This is a genomic window from Haloarcula japonica DSM 6131 (genome assembly GCF_000336635.1).
Taxonomy (GTDB): domain Archaea; phylum Halobacteriota; class Halobacteria; order Halobacteriales; family Haloarculaceae; genus Haloarcula; species Haloarcula japonica.
Genome location: NZ_AOLY01000042.1, coordinates 44,608 through 59,767, shown reverse-complemented (window position 1 = coordinate 59,767; position 15,160 = coordinate 44,608). Strand labels below are relative to the sequence as shown.

Below are 15,160 nucleotides of genomic sequence, written 5' to 3'. Positions count from 1 at the left end.
ACGACATCAAGCCGCAGCGAGGCGACCTGGATGGCGAGACGCGTGCCCTCGTCGAGCGTACCCTCGACGCCTACATCGACGAGTATGCAACGCTCTACGGCACGCGGAAGGCGGTGTATGCGCTGGACTCCGTCGGGGGCGCGTACGTCTTTGGGGCCCCGGAGGCCACACTACCAATTGCGGACCACTTCAATGACGATCCGGATGCGCTCGAACGGGTGTTCAACGAGTTCCTCGACCGCTCGAACGCATGGCTCCAGAAGGCAGAGGCCCGCGTGAACGAGCGCGTCGACGGCGCCGGCGACGTCATTCAGCCCGATTGGGTGAACAACAAGAACCGCCAGTACAAGCCGCCACTCTCGATCCACGCCGACCACGATGCCGTCGTCACGCCCATCGCGACCGACAACGTCCGCTACGAACTCCGTCCGTTCGAGGGTGTCGACGACGCACTCCTCGAGCAGGCGGTCAGTTGGGCCGATGACCTCACGCGAGTCGAGCACACGGACTGCGTCGACTCGCTTGTCGCGACGCTCTGGCCGGACCTGTACGAGGACCACGGGGGGTGGCAGGCCACGCTGGAGGAATGGGTGGAAGCGGAGCGTGAGCGGGAACGGGAGCGCCAGCGACAGCGTGAGGCAGCGCTCCAGCGACGCGAAGAGCGAATGGCAGAACTCGACGGTACCCTCGAAGGCCGTCCCGTTACGCCGTTCAAAGAGGACGTCTACGAGGCTGTCGAGGATATCGACATCACCGAGATTGCCCGTCACTACGCGAGCGATGCCTACGATACGGATCCGAACCAGCCGCGGCCGCAGTTCGACCCGTGCTGGCGCCACAGTGAGAGCGGGCAATCCTGTTTCGTCGACGAGCAGGCCAATACCTTCGGCGATTCGAAGGTTAACGCCGGGGGCGGGCCGGCGAANGTTCGACCCGTGCTGGCGCCACAGTGAGAGCGGGCAATCCTGTTTCGTCGACGAGCAGGCCAATACCTTCGGCGATTCGAAGGTTAACGCCGGGGGCGGGCCGGCGAAACTGATGGCGCTCGCGACGGGGATCCTCTCCGACGCCGATGCGGACCTCGATGGGGAGGACTACTGGACTGCCGTCGACGAACTGCGGAGCGCCGGCTACGACATTCCGGTGTGGATTCCAGAGGCTGGGGCAGAACGCGTCGATGGCGGGACCTACGACCAGATGCCCTTCTGGGCCGTTCGAAAAGCGGCTGTTGCGCTCGAGGTTTGTCCCGAAGACGCGTTCGTCGATCGCGAGGGTGAGGATGGAACCTACGAGGGATTCCCCGGCTACGAAACCTACAACGAGACGTTGTCAGCTATCGAAGACGCGGGCCTGAACCACGGCCGAGACCCAGTCACGCCCGAGGACGACGGAGCTGACGGTGAATCGGAGTCTCCTGCCGAGTCTCCTGTAAGCGATGAGCCAACCGGCGACCTGGACCGAGCTCATCTCCGGGAAAAGAACCGGCTGTTGACAGCGAAGGTTGAGCGTCTCGAGTCTGAACTGGAGGAGAAATCGGAGCGAATCGAGGATCTGGAAGCGGAGGTTGACCAGCTTCGAACGGAACTCGCGACGGTCCGTTCGGAACGTAACCGATTGGAAACTGCTCTCGAGGATCGGGAGTCTGAACAGAAGATCAAGCAAGATCAAGAGAGTAAAACTGACAATCTGTCCCCATTGGATCGAGCGAAGCAGATTGTTCCGTTTGATCGGTAGAGGTTTTGCTTTATCTCGATCTGCGGTACGTGATTTGGATCATTCTGAAGGATTGCCCTCGTCGTTATAGCCGACCCACTCACTCGGACCTCAAAGTGGCTCTCAGCTGGAAAACTGGTCAACACCAATAAATCCCCCGGATGACTGTCTGAATGTGTGCCAAATACTTCGCCTGAAGAGTGGGGGAGTTGGGTGGAAGACCAACTCCAGAAGATGGAAGACGTCTACCATCGTGACGAGGACCGACTCTTTTCAGACTATAATCGGGAGACGAAGCATATTGACGGATATTCTGGTCGTGGACTGCTGGAGCTCATTCAGAACGCTGACGACGCCGGCTGGGAATCGTCTGGTTCGGTTGATGTCCTGATAGAACTGACAGAGGAAGGCTTATTCGTCGCTAATAGCGGGGAACCCTTCTCCCGTGAGGGAATCAGTTCCTTAATGCTCAGCGATAATAGCCCGAAGCAATTCCGGGAGGAATGTATCGGCTACAAGGGGCTCGGATTCCGGTCCATTTTGAATTGGAGTTCAGACGTACTCATTCAGAGCGGAGAGGTATCGATCGGATTCTCGGAACAGTTCGCATCTGAGTTTTTGAACAAACTTCGTGCGGAAAACGACGAAATTGATAGAAAAGCGAAGCGATACGAGCAGCGAGGTACCTCAAACCCGATTGCAACACTGAGCACGCCACGACTTCTCTCAGAAAGCGACGTTGTAGATACACGTTTTGAGGAAGTCTACAAACAAGGACAGCAGATCAAGGCCCAAGGATACGACACTGTGATCTGTATTCCTCTGTCTGACAGCGGTAGTCGGAACCAAGTCCAGAAGGAGATCAACTCCCTATTCAAAGAGCTCACGTTGTTCCTACGGAGCGTAGACGATCTTCGGATTCGCAGTCCAGAACGAGAAGAGGATTGGAGTGTTGAACGCGGTGGGGAGAAAGTTATTGTTGACCACGGCAGCGGTGAACCGACTACGTGGAAAATATTCAAAGACTCAGGAGAAATTCCAGAGGAATATACCACCGCTTCGCAAACCAAAGACCGGTACGAGATTAAAATCGCTATCCCCGAGAACACCGGGTGGACAGAACTACCATCTGATCTCTTTGTTTTCTTCCCTACCAAGGTCTCGTTCCCATTTCCGATGTTGGCGCACGCCACGTTTCAGGTGACAGAATCACGAAATCACCTGATAGAGAGCGATGCTAATCGATTCGTCGCTGAACAATTAGCGTCGAAGATGATTGATGCAGCGGAGGACCATCGATCTGAAGAAACTCCGTGGGCTGCTCTCCGTACAGTTTCTCCCACTGGACCAATCGGTTCTACGCTAAACAACCTGGGAGCACCGGATGAAGACCAAACCTCGTTCAAGCAGTTGCTTGAGTCAGAAGTTGCTACGCGTTCTCTTATTCCAGTACAGGATGGTTCCTTTACAACCCCCGCAGAGGCAAAACGGATTTCCGGTGATTTTGATGACCTACTCCAAGGAGAGCTATTCGACGATGTCTGTCTCCACACGAATAGTCATGATGTAAGGAGCCAGTTGGATCGTCTAGACGTTGGGTACATCGACTACACAGACCTACGAACCCGACTTGATAGTATTTCTAGCGACCTGTCTATGACAGCCCGTGCAGGCATCATCACCCGCCTCGTCGATAATAATCTCATTGGAGACGAGACTCCACCGCGTCTTCTGATTGATGGCGAGGGTAGTACAATCCCGTCTGAACGAACGACATTCCTCCCACCACAGGGAGAGTCGATTACACTCCCCTCATGGGTTCCAAGAGATATTCTTCACCCTGATCTTGCATCAAAGCTGCAGTCAAGCTGGGGATTAACCAGCATTCGGGATTTGCGAATGAAGCTATCGTCGTTTAATATTCGTGAGTACGAGCTTTCAGGGCTGGTCCAGGCGGTTGTCACCGAAGCGAACGACCGCGTTTCTCAGGATCCGGATGCAGAGGGACGTTGGCGCCGGAAGATGCTACGGGGGCTGTGGGACCTCTACGAAGCTGGCGCCAAGGGGGTTACCCTCACAGAAGTCTCGATTGTTATTCCGACGCGTACCGGGACTTTCGCGAAGGCCAGCTCTCTCTATCTAACGGGTGAGTACCCCAACGGCAAACTGGTCGAACATCTGTATGAGTCGGTTGATCAGGAGTTGTTCGTCGTAAATCCCACAGAATTAGACTTCTGTGACGATGTGAGCAAGCTAGAGTCGTTCTTGCTTTGGTTGGGTGTCGCCGATGAGCCGCGATTAGAGCGACGTGAGATGAGTAATTCTGACTTCTTCGACCACGTCCTCGAGACATTAGACTATCCAGCTGAGTTCGGGAGTGAAACAAAAGAAACCCCGAATGACGTTACGTCGACACGGAATTATCGGCTACGAAGGGTGGAGACAGTCGACCAACTTGAGGAGATCGTCGAAAGCGCACATCCGTATGCGATACTCGCATGGCTTGCGACGATTCCAGAGACGACCAATCGCTGGCGGAAGAATGGATCAGACGCGATACTTGAAATCAAACCCAAGTACCACCAAAATTGGAAATCACTTAACGAGCAGTCTGTACCTTCCCACCCTTACTGGATTCTCCGAACGAGCCAGTGGCTTCCTGTCCAAGGTGAAGAGACTAATCTTCAGACCCCACAGACCTGCTCGACAGCTTCGTTAGCGGAGGATATCTCGCCTTTAGTTGGATATCCGGCAGTAGATCCAGAATATCCGCTCTTCTCCGAACTGGGTGTTGACGAAACTGATATCTCCAAAACGCTCCGAGACCTGGGTGTAACGAATACACTCGCCGATCTTTCGTGGGAATCGTTCTACGAAATCCTGTTTAACCTTCCTGATCGCGATCCGGACGGAAAGGTGGCAAAGCGGGTCTATCGAACCTTGCTAAAGAACCGCGAAAGTGACGAGACTCCACCAGCATCTCTGCGTGCTGATTTCATCGAGAATGGGGAAATGTTCGGAACTCACGAGGGAGTAGAAGGCTACTATCCGGTGTCGGAGCTGCGATACACAAACACCGACTCAATTCCTACGCCAGTCGAGGACAGATATCCCTCACTGATGCTCGATAACCGTCAGGGTACTGAGAAGGTGAAACAGTTCTTCGGCGTAGACGGCCTCACAAACTCTGATATCGACATTTCAGACGTCGACCACGACCACCATCTGTATAGGGAAGAGTTTTCGCAGGAGGTAGAAGACCTGAAACCATTCATCTACGCCTTCCGGGTTGATGGTGACGATAACCGCAGGGAGCTACGGGCGATACGTGACGTAGAGATTGTCCTATGTAACGCGGTAAAGGCAACTGCATCGGTCGGTAGCGACACTTTCGATATCGAACTTCAGCAAGGATCGTACCTTATTGACGAATCGACAGTGTATGTTGTGCCCGATATTCTCGATGGGAGGCCTCAGGTCACTGATGATCATCTTGCCCGGTTGGTCGGAGACATCTTTTCAGATGTCCTCGATAAGAAGTTGAGTAAGGATATTCTCTCACTCGCAACGGCAGATGATCGGGGACAGCGTTTGGAGGTGCTCTTAGGTGACGAATCCGCGAAGGAACGCTTACGGGAATCTAAAGCGCATCTCACAGGAGAGACCTCTGTAGAGTCGGACTCGGTTTTCACTGCGCCAGAGGTTACGGACGGGATGGATCGAACCAAGAAACCAGAAAGAGATCAATCAGGAGGTAGTCCTTCTCGCGACGGATCGGCTGTCAATTCACAACAGACAACCAATGAAACATCTGCTTCGACAGCACAATCTGGCATTGACGAATCGATAGAGGGCGTCTCATCAAAACAACAGGACTTCGAAACGGTTGAGGGAAGATCCATCACAATTCGCCGAACAGCCCCTACATCACAGAGTCGGTCGACATCGGGAACATACGATGTCCCTGATTCTGAAGGGGCGGAAAAACTCGCGTACTGGTTCGAAATCGACGCCGGTCGTTTCCCAATTCTCGTGTCACATATCCAGGGAAGCGAAAGCTATGGGTGTGACGTATTGAGTTTCGAGACGGAAGAACGCAAAGAGGCATTCGAATCAGACCCTGACAGAGCCCTCATAGATCGATATATTGAGGTTAAAAGCAGTACAAGTCAACAGGGGTACGTGACTTTGGATGACGGCCAGGTCCAACAAGCTCTGAGCCATCAAGAACGGTTCTATCTCTATCGAGTGTATGATGGATCCAGCGAGGACGGGTCGTATGAACTGGCAGTACTCGAGAATCCGTTAGCACATGGAGATGCGGTTAAGCAGAAAGCCTCGATAGATCCATATCGCACCGAGGAGGCCGTTCGCTACTCTCTGGATCTTATTTCTAACGAGCAGGACGATTGAAATCCAAGCCACAGCTTCCCAGAAGTAGTATTCGGGGGAGAAGGTCAGAATGGTAGACCACTGAGAGGAGAAGATACGGAATCTATCGACTGCCGGTGCAACCTGACACCTCCTCCGAGCGGCACTAGACAGCCGTCAAATCTCTCCCGGCCTACCTTCCAAAATCGCACGACGGCTCCACTAGACAGCTGTCTCCGAAAAGGTGTGTTCTCCCGTAATCTATGAAATCGGCTGTCAGGCGACGTCGTCTTGCGATTTGTGGGGACCTGACAGGCGAAAAATCAACCGATATGTGGTGGGGGTGGCCGCCCAAAGTTGTGTTCGCGGCCAACGGGGCCGAGGTGCCAGGCCGCAGCCCAAGCGAGACCGGGATGCCACCCGGACGATGGCGTGGGGCGTGGAGGGTGAGAACAGGTCGACGTAGTGACAGAGGGTAGGTGACTGTAGCAACTGTTTTTCAGCGCCCCGGAATGGATGCGGGGCGGTTCGTGTGCTGCCCCCTGATTCGTATGTCCGGGCCAGATATACACGATGATACGACAGACGATCACGAACGCTTCGAGCGGGAACTACTCGCGCAGGATCGGGATACCCGGCGAGTGTCGACAGCGGATCTCGACGACGAGACGGCACAGGACCTCGTCCGAGAGCTGCTCGATACCGGGACGGTCACGCCGGTCGTCGACGAGCGGGTCCTCGTACACGAGCCCAGCGGCACGGCGTTCGAATCGATGTGGCAGCTCGCCGTCTTCCACGAGGGCTGGACAGCAGCGGTGGACGCCGGCGAGGGGGACGAATGAGTCAACAGACGCTGGCCGGCTGTGCCTTCTGCGAGGCTCCACCCGGGACAGAGACCGGGACCGCCTACACCTGGGGGAAAGAGGAGCGGGTCAGCCACCCGATTTGCGTCGACTGTGCGATTCAGGAGACGCCGAATCCCAACGAACGTGATCAGTACGCCTGTGATAGCTGTGGCCTCGTCGTCGACACGCTCGCCGCGCTCACGCGGTTTCGGATTGAGCTCGGCCATCTCGAAGGCCCGATACAGGTCTGTGCGCGGTGTAGTCCAGGTGGGCCGGCAACGTACTGGACCCGTGACCTCGAGGCCCACATCGTCACGGACTGACCCGACGAGCAGTCGTCGACACGAGTGGTACGGCGACTACGGCGGTTGATCTACAGTTGCCTGTACCTGTCCGACCCCGCGACCTCAGCAGCGCTGCTTGTGTTACTGTCTCGTCCCCCCACTATCTTCAACAGACGGGCGCTCCTCGGGATACCTATGGACTGCCCCGCGTGCGGGTCTTCTGTCACCCTCGAGGTCGGCCCGGACCGGCTGCTTTCGACGTCGCTGTCCGACGCAGTCCTTACAGCGGAAGATACGGACGACGCCACGGAGTGACTCGAAATGCCTGATACTGAGCCCCTCTATAACGTTCGTGAGCAGACCGGGAATCCCGGACACGCATCGGTCGACGATGTGATCGACCTCGTGATCCAACGGGCGCAGAACCCGCGAACCGAGCACGAGGATGCGCATTTCGATACAGCGATGGCCGCTCTCGTCGATAGATACGGAATGGAGTCGGTCCGGACGGTCATCCACCGTATCCTCGTCGACGACGAACCGTTCCGGACCGCCACGACTGACCTCGAGATGCGCAACGTCGACGGCGTTCGGATCGGGACGGCAGCCAGCTGGTTCCTCGAGGAGTTGAACGCACAGGACAACGACTGAGTCGTCGTTTGAGGGGCCCGGAGGGAGCTACCGCCGAGTCCCCACTTTTAACCACGATTCGTCCTACGTACGCATCGAGGCCATAATGGCACCCTCCACCCCGAGAGACTCAGATACATCCCCCGATCTGCTCGTTGACATCGTCGAGACGCTAGAAACCCACGGCCTGCCGAGCGATTCGTATCAGCTCCACGACGCTGTCGACGTCGAGGCACTGGAACGACTGCTCGTCTCCTCCGCCGGCGATGTCGAGGTCCGGTTCACTGTGGAAGGGATCCAACTCGTCGTCACCCAGGATGGCGTCGACGTCCTTCTCGATGAACCGGCCGGGTCACCAGACCACTAGCGCGATCGGATTCGTCGACAGCGACGCTCCCTGAAAGCCCTCGGCCGCTCGGCATCCCGCGACCACCGCTGCGCTCCTCGTCCCTGCGGTGCTTGCGGGGTCGGGGGACGGCCGAGGCGGCCTCGCCCTTTCTGAGTCCGCCAGGACGGTAGCTTGGTCGCCGAGTGTCGCGGCCGGCTGGACAGGTGTGTACGTCACGGCCCGCCCCGCTCGCCGCTGCCGCCCTCCGCGTCGCTCGCGACCGACTATTTGTAGAGGGGACGTGTAAGTGTCGGTTTTATGACTTTTTTATATCCGTGAGGAATAGAGAGCAAGTATAGCAGGCTGTGAGAGTTTTACTCAATCCCGAATGGCTGGCTCAGATGGTCGGTTGGAAATCCACTGAATTGGCCACAGATTCTGTCCCTGCTATCCGTAAACAAAGGGGGGTTCAGATATTTCAATTGACAGTAAACAGGTCTTTAACCTCTTCTTTCGCTACTGTCAATGACTCAAGGACCTTCTCGTGGCGCATCTGGCGCTTGATCTCGTTGTCACGGGCCGCATCGAACAGTGTATTCAGAAAGTCACGGGTTTCGTCAGGGTCCTTCAAGATAGTGTCGCTAATAATTCCGTTTTCAAGAATAGCGAACTCCACATCGTTGGGACTGAAGTTTTCGGTCTGGTCGTCAATTTCTTCTACACCGATGGGGCCATCAGCGACGACCAGCGCAGGATAGTTGTCTATTGACAAGCCCCGAATAATGAGCTGCCAAACCTGCTCGGCCATCCTGTCCCGATCAAAGATGCCAACCTCTAATCCGCCGCGGTTGCGCCCCAGTAGGGTCAGCTGGTCATCAAGGGTAGTGAATTTGCTTTCGTCTTGGGTGTATATCTCGTCGGTAAAGTAGTAAAAATAGGCGAAGACGTCCGATTTCGGAAACTGCCAGAGGGTGTAGGGGGTTGGGGACAATTGATCTCTCAGGCTGGTTTGCTCCGGTTCGGCACTTGACTCGTCCGAGCTGATGGGTTTCACGTTGACCTCAGCTATGGAGTCGTCCGACAGGGTCGGCGTGGGTGCTGAGACAAGGTTGTCTATCGATTCGGAGACGTGCGACTCTGCGGTTGCCCCGCTGTTGAAGCTTCTCTGGGTATCTACATAGAGTTCATGAAACTGTGTTTCATTTTGGATACCCGCCTCGGTCAACTGGTGTCGTAACTCGGTCGGCAATTCCTCTATGTCTAATTCCTCAGTGCTACGACGTTTGACTTCGCGGACACCGTATAGGGCTGTTAGCTCTGCCAAAAGCTCTCGATGTTCCCGTATGAGTCGCTCGTATTGCTGTTTAACCCTCTTGGCCTCCAGCTTCAAGCGGTTAGCGTCTGGACCGTCCGCTTGAGCGGCTTTTTCAATTCTTGCATTAAATTCTGATTCAAGCTTGTTGATTTTGAGCTCGATTGATTCAATTTCGGTTTGCAGGTGCTTGATTTCGATATCGATGTCCGACTCGGAGAGTTCCTCAAGTGGGTGCTTATCGCTGTGGTCGGACTGATTCAAAACATCCCGAATCCAGTCCCGAAGATCTACCATTAGTATCTTGCCTGATTTATACAACAACTACATTTATATTCAGTGGTGGGTCCAGATCCGCTACTGCTACAAGATTCGTGCTCTGTATCGGTCACAATGCTTCTGAAGAGAATCATGGATGTTCCGACCTATTATGCTACATCGATTATTTGTACTTACCGATTCAAACCGAGTGTATCAGCTGTTCTACGACACTCAGCTTTGACTGCGTATTACGGTGGTATTTTTGAACGCCTGCAAAGGGTGCAGGCGCAGTCGGTCGTGCCTGTACAGCACAAGTGATTTGAGATGCGAGACCACCAGCAGCGACAGGTGTACCGTCAAACGGAGGCGCGATGACCGATGTCGGTCGACCTCACCAAGATTGAGGCGGCCGAGGTCGAACTGGAGGAGTGGTTGGTTGAACAGGCCGAGAACGGCGTCCCGGAGATGGTCCTGATCGGGCTCCTTCGAGACTACGCAAACGACATCGAACAGCTCGGCTACGTGCCGCGAATGTGGGGTAAGTCCGAGCAATGAGGCGGACTAACACTTTCGAGGTCGTGCCCCAGTCGGAACAAGACGAAACTATCCTCCGACGCCTCCTCGATGCGTCAGCGAGCCTCTGGAACCAGCTCACCTACGAGCGCCGGCAGCGGTTCTTCGCCGGCGAAAACGTCTGGGACTGTGACGACTACTACGACGAGTACGTCGACATCTTGGGATCGGCGACGACCCAGCAGATCACCCGCGTCAACGACGCCGCCTGGCGGTCGTTCTTCGAAACAGTCGAGGAGGCCGACCAGGAGGTCAGTCCGCCCGGCTACTGGGGGAACCAAGCCGACGGCCGCGACCTGCGGACCTACGTCCGCAACGACGCCTACACGATCCGCTGGGGCGAGCGCTCACGGCTTGAACTCCCCATCGGCAGCCAGCTCAAAGACGAGTACGGCTTTGGTCGGGCCGAACGGCTCCGGGTTGCCGTCCGCGGGGAGCCGCACTGGCAGGGCAACCAGGGCCGCCTCCATCTCTCCTACGACGACGTCGACGAGACATATCGCGCCCACAAGCCGGTGACGGTTCCCGAGGCGGAACAGGCGACGCCGACTGGATCGGACGTCGCCGCGCTCGATATCGGCGCGAACGTCCTCGTCGCGTGTACGACGACGGCCGACGACCAGTACTACTACAGCGGTCAGAAGCCGTTCCGGCAGTTCCGTGAGACGACCGAGCGCATCGCCGACGCCAAGGCGAAGCTCCCGGCGGGACAGCAGACCAGCACGCGAATCCAGCGGCTCTATCGGAAGCGCTCCCGCCGGTGGGACCACGCCGTGAACGCGCTCCTTCGTGATCTGGTCCAGCGACTCTACGACGACGGCGTCGAAACCATCTATCACGGCGATCTCACCGGCGTCCTCGGCGAGTACTGGTCGGTCGAGGCGAACCTCAAAGCCCGTACGTTCTGGGCACACCGTCAGTGTCTTGACCAGCTCGCAAACGTCTGCGAGGAGTACGGGATCGACGTGGCAGCAACCTCCGAAGCGTGGACCTCTCAGACGTGTCCGGAGTGCGGCGAACGCGAGCAGACGCGCCGGCATCGTGAGACGCTGAGGTGTCCGTGCGGCTTCGAGGGGCACGCCGACCTCGTCGCCTCACGGACGCTGCTCGAACAGGCGACGAATACTGCGGTCAGGCCGACGGCACGGCCCGTGCGGTTCCAGTGGGACGACCACCAGTGGTACCCCATTGAGGGGAACGCGGTGGCTTCCAACGAATAGCGCACAGACCCGCAAGGTGCCGCCGTGGTGTCGCTGTGACACCAGCGAGCGGACGCTCCGGGGTTCCGGAGTGGATGTCGATCCGCTGGTCGCTCGCCTTTCAAGCTGATTGCGCTTTCAGTACTGCTCTTCTTTGGCGTCCTGTAGCCGCCTGTATTCGGCACGTGACCGAACGACTCAGCGGCGGCGTATTCAGCCAGCAGTAGGTTTCTCGGCTGGCTGGTGTGATTCTCATCGGCTCGCACCGCTCGCCGCGTTCCGCCCTCCGCGTCGCTCGCGACCGACCATTCCGGGCGGTCTGCCTGCAGTAGCGGGCGGACTGCCGGGCTAAAGTGTATGTGCCCTCGACGCCAGCGGGTATCCCCGTCGGTTGCGCCCCTTGCGGGCTTTCGCGTTCCAGCGCTTTGTGCCGCCTGCGCTGTCGCGCGCCACATAGCGGCGCGCGTTCTCGGCGACAGTCGCCCTGGACACGGACCCGCACATCGGGCCGGACACGAACGGGCATATCCCGCTGGCCGCTCGCTCCGGGCGGGTCGGCGCGCGGTGCTGGTTGGATGGCCTCCCTGAGGCGCGCTCTCGCTCGCGCCCACAGGGCGCTCGCGAAGGCGCGAGCGAGAGCGCGCAGGTGGTTCTGTCGGTCGTTGTCGTCGGAAAACCGCGATGTGGTAGCATCGCGGAGTCGGCGCGTGAGCGCCTTCGGAATCTGGTGAGATTCCAATGTATAGTAACAACGCTAGCGGAAAGGTCGTTACGGTCGATGAACAGGCATTCGAGAAAGCGGGCAGTCAGGCGGTCGATGAAGACGGCTTCCCGGTCGTCGACGAGACCCCGGAGTTCGAGGCGGCGGTCGAACAGGAGACCCAAGCGAAGGTGGATGCGAACCACCCGGACGGGATCGCGGACACGAGCGAGGACCGGATTCACGGCGTCACCCTCGAACAGGAGGAGCGCATTCGGGCGCGGGAAGCCGAACTGGAGCGCATCAGTGCCTAGGCCGAGCTGGGAACGCAGGAGGGTCGGGAACAGCGCACGCGGGAGGTCGCCGCGCAAGGGAGCAAGCAGCGCCGGCGGACGTTCCAGACGCGTGCCGCGAGCGTGGACCCGATGGCCGACCCCGAACGGGATGATCCCCGAGTGGAGCTCTCCCAGGATGAACTGGCGACAGTGAACACGGAGGCAGACCGACTCGCGACGCGGGTGGATGGCTGGTCGCGGGCGGCGGTCAGTCGACGCCTAGCCGAAGCGGTCGTCGACGGCACGGACATAACGAGTGCGGTCGTGCGGGTGTTCGAGGAGTTGCAGACGGCCCCGGGGGGCACCGTGCCCATCGACGCCCTCGAGGACGTCGATCGCAAAGAAGTGAGTGTCGAAGGTCGAATCGAGGTGCTCTGGGATAGTGACTCGCCAGCCATCGCTCAAGTTGGGCTGATCGCAGACGAAAGCGGGAAAACGAAGGTGACGATCTGGGAGAAATCGAATGCCCCCTGGATCGAAGAAGGTGAACAGGTGCGCATCCACGGAGCAGCGAAAAATTGGTACGACGGACGCATCTCACTGGCCGTCACTGGCTGGTCAACCCTTCATTTCCCGGAGCGCGGCCGCTGGTGGGACGAATAGCCGGTTGGAGCAGCCTCTTTTTTTGCCATGTGCCGGACCGACCCAGACCCCGCCACCCCACCCTCCGCTCCGTGCTCGCTCCGTGAGACTCGCTGTTGCTCGTCTCACGTGCCCTCGTTCGCGGTGCTCACGAGGGCTTCGCTGCGCGCGCAGCCACGACCTCGAAACCCGGTCTGAGATTTATCCCTGAAACCGGGGGAAACGGTGCGCGACCGGGCGTGTTTGTCCGACCCCACGAGGGGTGCGGGCGTGCCCAACGCTCGGAGCTACGCATGAAAGTCGAAGGAGATTACACGTGCGACATCTGCGGCGAATCGTTCGAAACGAACGTCGAGATTGCTGCCCACATAGCAGGCCACAAGCGGTCAATCACACCGGACCACATCATTGAGGAGCTCAGACGCGTCGCCGAACAAAAAGGCCGAACGCCGATGCAACCCGAGATTGAGGAAGAGACAGAGTTCACAGCTGGTGCCGTCCAATCAACGCTCGGGAGTTGGCGAGAGGGACTGCGGGAAGCTGGGCTTGAACCACTCGATCATTCCTACTCAGAAACGGAGGTAATCGACGAGTTACAGCGCGTGGCCGAGATGCTCGGTCACTCTCCATCAGTATCGGAAATGAAGGCATATGGGGAAGTATCTCCAGCTGTGGTGAAACGGCGATTCGGATCGTGGAATATCGGACTCGACGCTGCAGAGCTATCGACAACGAAATCGGCCAAGATTACACCGAAAGAAGTAATCTCAGCGATTCAGACTCTCGAAGAGGACCTTGGGCGGCCACCGACCGCCTACGAAATGGATGAACAAGGAGAGTACGCAACGAAAGTCGCCCAGCGGCGATTCGGTAGTTGGAACGCTGCACTTCAGGAGGCAGGTTTTGACCCACATTCGCGGCGAAATATCCCGGACGAAGAGTTACTGACGGAGCTCACTCGGCTCCGCGATGAACTGGGGTATGTCCCCTCAACTGTGGATATGAGAGAACACGGGGAGATCACGATCTACCCGTACATCCGACGATATGGATCATGGAAGCGGGCTGTGGAGGCAGCCGGGATGGAATATCGCGGCCATCCGAGCGGCCCAGATCACCCCACTTGGAAGGGCGGCTACGGGGACATCTCATATGGGCCAAATTGGTACCGACAGCGCAAACGAGCACTGGAACGGGACGGCTTCGAGTGCCAGATGCCGGGCTGTCCGATTGATCGCGATACTCACCGCGAACGCTGGGACCGTGACCTGAACGTCCACCACATTACGCCGCTTGGCGCATTCATCGATGCCGATGGAGTACTGGATTACGAACGGTCGAACCGGATTGAAAACCTGATTACGCTCTGTCAGCGCCACCATACGATGTGGGAGGAGTTCGCTCCGCTCCAGCCGGATATTCGCTAACCGCTCAGGGTGGTGTTGCTCGCCCCCGGCGATGGGTGGCGGGGCCACCAGCGATCCCGTCTCACTATGACCGAAGAGACGACACTCACGGTCCGGGAGCGGCTTCTATTCACCTCCGCGAAGCCCGCCGACGACCGACTCGCCAATCGTGGAAGCACAGTTAGCGGCCGCACTGGACGCCTGGGACGACCTGCCGCCGACACCACTGCGGGAATGTCCCGTCTGTGGGAAGGTCGGGCTACCAGAGCGTATTCAGCAGTATAGGTGTGAATAACTACCCCAGTTTAGTGAAGCTACAATATTTCAATCAAAAATCCACAAATGATTATATTTTGATTATATGAACAGAAATTTAGTAAGACTCCGTTATACTTAAATCCCATCCGATAGGGCCTCTAGGAGAGAAACCAAGCTCAAAGCTGACTTTCATTCCTGACTGGATCTTAGTATCAGTGTCTTGTTCGGCTGGATTGAAATAGATATCCTTGTTCCATCCTTCAATACCATGGTCGTAAATATGACCCTCAGAGGAAGTCAAGTCAGAACCTATCTTACCTTCGAAAATTTTGTGGCTTCCTCGTTCATTCCAGAAGTATTCCG

General features: G+C 57.3%; 10 protein-coding genes and 1 pseudogene. 10 read left to right on the top strand and 1 reads right to left on the bottom strand.

Annotation, left to right across the window (positions count from 1 at the left end):
* The first annotated feature begins 1,038 nt into the window (after positions 1 to 1,038).
* The 6 genes from C444_RS18255 (at position 1,039) to C444_RS18230 (ending at position 8,210) form a co-directional block, all read left to right on the top strand.
* The gene (locus tag C444_RS18255) at positions 1,039 to 1,734 is read left to right on the top strand and encodes a hypothetical protein (protein WP_049909611.1); all 696 of its coding nucleotides are present in this window, start codon (positions 1,039 to 1,041) and stop codon (positions 1,732 to 1,734) included.
* 213 nt (positions 1,735 to 1,947) lie between these two features.
* A complete protein-coding gene (locus tag C444_RS18250) occupies positions 1,948 to 6,126 on the top strand; it encodes a DUF3883 domain-containing protein (RefSeq protein ID WP_152420831.1) in 4,179 nt (1,392 codons plus the stop codon).
* A gap of 509 nt (positions 6,127 to 6,635) precedes the next feature.
* Complete coding sequence (locus C444_RS18245) at positions 6,636 to 6,926, top strand: hypothetical protein (RefSeq protein WP_004594532.1); 291 nt, start codon at positions 6,636 to 6,638, stop codon at positions 6,924 to 6,926.
* On the top strand, positions 6,923 to 7,252 hold the full coding sequence (locus C444_RS18240) for a DUF7558 family protein (protein ID WP_004594531.1): 330 nt from the start codon (positions 6,923 to 6,925) through the stop codon (positions 7,250 to 7,252). The genes C444_RS18245 and C444_RS18240 overlap by 4 nt, the downstream gene beginning before the upstream one ends.
* A gap of 282 nt (positions 7,253 to 7,534) precedes the next feature.
* A complete protein-coding gene (locus C444_RS18235; protein WP_004594529.1) occupies positions 7,535 to 7,864 on the top strand; it encodes a hypothetical protein in 330 nt (109 codons plus the stop codon).
* 85 nt (positions 7,865 to 7,949) lie between these two features.
* Positions 7,950 to 8,210, top strand: a complete 261-nt coding sequence (locus C444_RS18230) for a HalOD1 output domain-containing protein (protein WP_004594528.1) — start codon at positions 7,950 to 7,952, stop codon at positions 8,208 to 8,210.
* A gap of 439 nt (positions 8,211 to 8,649) precedes the next feature.
* On the opposite strand, the gene C444_RS18225 is transcribed toward C444_RS18230, so the two are convergent.
* Complete coding sequence (locus C444_RS18225; RefSeq protein WP_004594527.1) at positions 8,650 to 9,780, bottom strand: hypothetical protein; 1,131 nt, start codon at positions 9,778 to 9,780, stop codon at positions 8,650 to 8,652.
* A gap of 342 nt (positions 9,781 to 10,122) precedes the next feature.
* Between C444_RS18225 and C444_RS22465 the strand changes: the two genes are divergently transcribed.
* The 4 genes and pseudogenes from C444_RS22465 (at position 10,123) to C444_RS18210 (ending at position 14,560) form a co-directional block, all read left to right on the top strand.
* Positions 10,123 to 10,299 (top strand): hypothetical protein, encoded by a 177-nt coding sequence (locus C444_RS22465; protein ID WP_004594526.1) that lies wholly within the window; start codon positions 10,123 to 10,125, stop codon positions 10,297 to 10,299.
* The gene (locus C444_RS18220; protein ID WP_004594525.1) at positions 10,296 to 11,537 is read left to right on the top strand and encodes an IS200/IS605 family transposon protein TnpB; all 1,242 of its coding nucleotides are present in this window, start codon (positions 10,296 to 10,298) and stop codon (positions 11,535 to 11,537) included. The genes C444_RS22465 and C444_RS18220 overlap by 4 nt, the downstream gene beginning before the upstream one ends.
* A gap of 717 nt (positions 11,538 to 12,254) precedes the next feature.
* Positions 12,255 to 13,154 (top strand): annotated as a pseudogene (locus tag C444_RS18215) (DNA-binding protein).
* Positions 13,155 to 13,426: 272 nt separating this feature from the next.
* A complete protein-coding gene (locus tag C444_RS18210) occupies positions 13,427 to 14,560 on the top strand; it encodes a homing endonuclease associated repeat-containing protein (RefSeq protein ID WP_004594524.1) in 1,134 nt (377 codons plus the stop codon).
* The last annotated feature ends 600 nt before the right edge of the window (positions 14,561 to 15,160 follow it).

Excerpts from the sequence above, each read along its gene's own strand:
- C444_RS18240 (WP_004594531.1), top strand. The coding sequence starts at position 6,923 with ATGAGTCAACAGACGCTGGCCGGCTGTGCCTTCTGCGAGGCTCCACCC.
- C444_RS22465 (WP_004594526.1), top strand. The coding sequence starts at position 10,123 with ATGTCGGTCGACCTCACCAAGATTGAGGCGGCCGAGGTCGAACTGGAG.
- C444_RS18225 (WP_004594527.1), bottom strand. The coding sequence starts at position 9,780 with ATGGTAGATCTTCGGGACTGGATTCGGGATGTTTTGAATCAGTCCGAC.
- C444_RS18230 (WP_004594528.1), top strand. The coding sequence starts at position 7,950 with ATGGCACCCTCCACCCCGAGAGACTCAGATACATCCCCCGATCTGCTC.
- C444_RS18250 (WP_152420831.1), top strand. The coding sequence starts at position 1,948 with ATGGAAGACGTCTACCATCGTGACGAGGACCGACTCTTTTCAGACTAT.
- C444_RS18245 (WP_004594532.1), top strand. The coding sequence starts at position 6,636 with ATGTCCGGGCCAGATATACACGATGATACGACAGACGATCACGAACGC.
- C444_RS18220 (WP_004594525.1), top strand. The coding sequence starts at position 10,296 with ATGAGGCGGACTAACACTTTCGAGGTCGTGCCCCAGTCGGAACAAGAC.
- C444_RS18210 (WP_004594524.1), top strand. The coding sequence starts at position 13,427 with ATGAAAGTCGAAGGAGATTACACGTGCGACATCTGCGGCGAATCGTTC.
- C444_RS18255 (WP_049909611.1), top strand. The coding sequence starts at position 1,039 with ATGGCGCTCGCGACGGGGATCCTCTCCGACGCCGATGCGGACCTCGAT.
- C444_RS18235 (WP_004594529.1), top strand. The coding sequence starts at position 7,535 with ATGCCTGATACTGAGCCCCTCTATAACGTTCGTGAGCAGACCGGGAAT.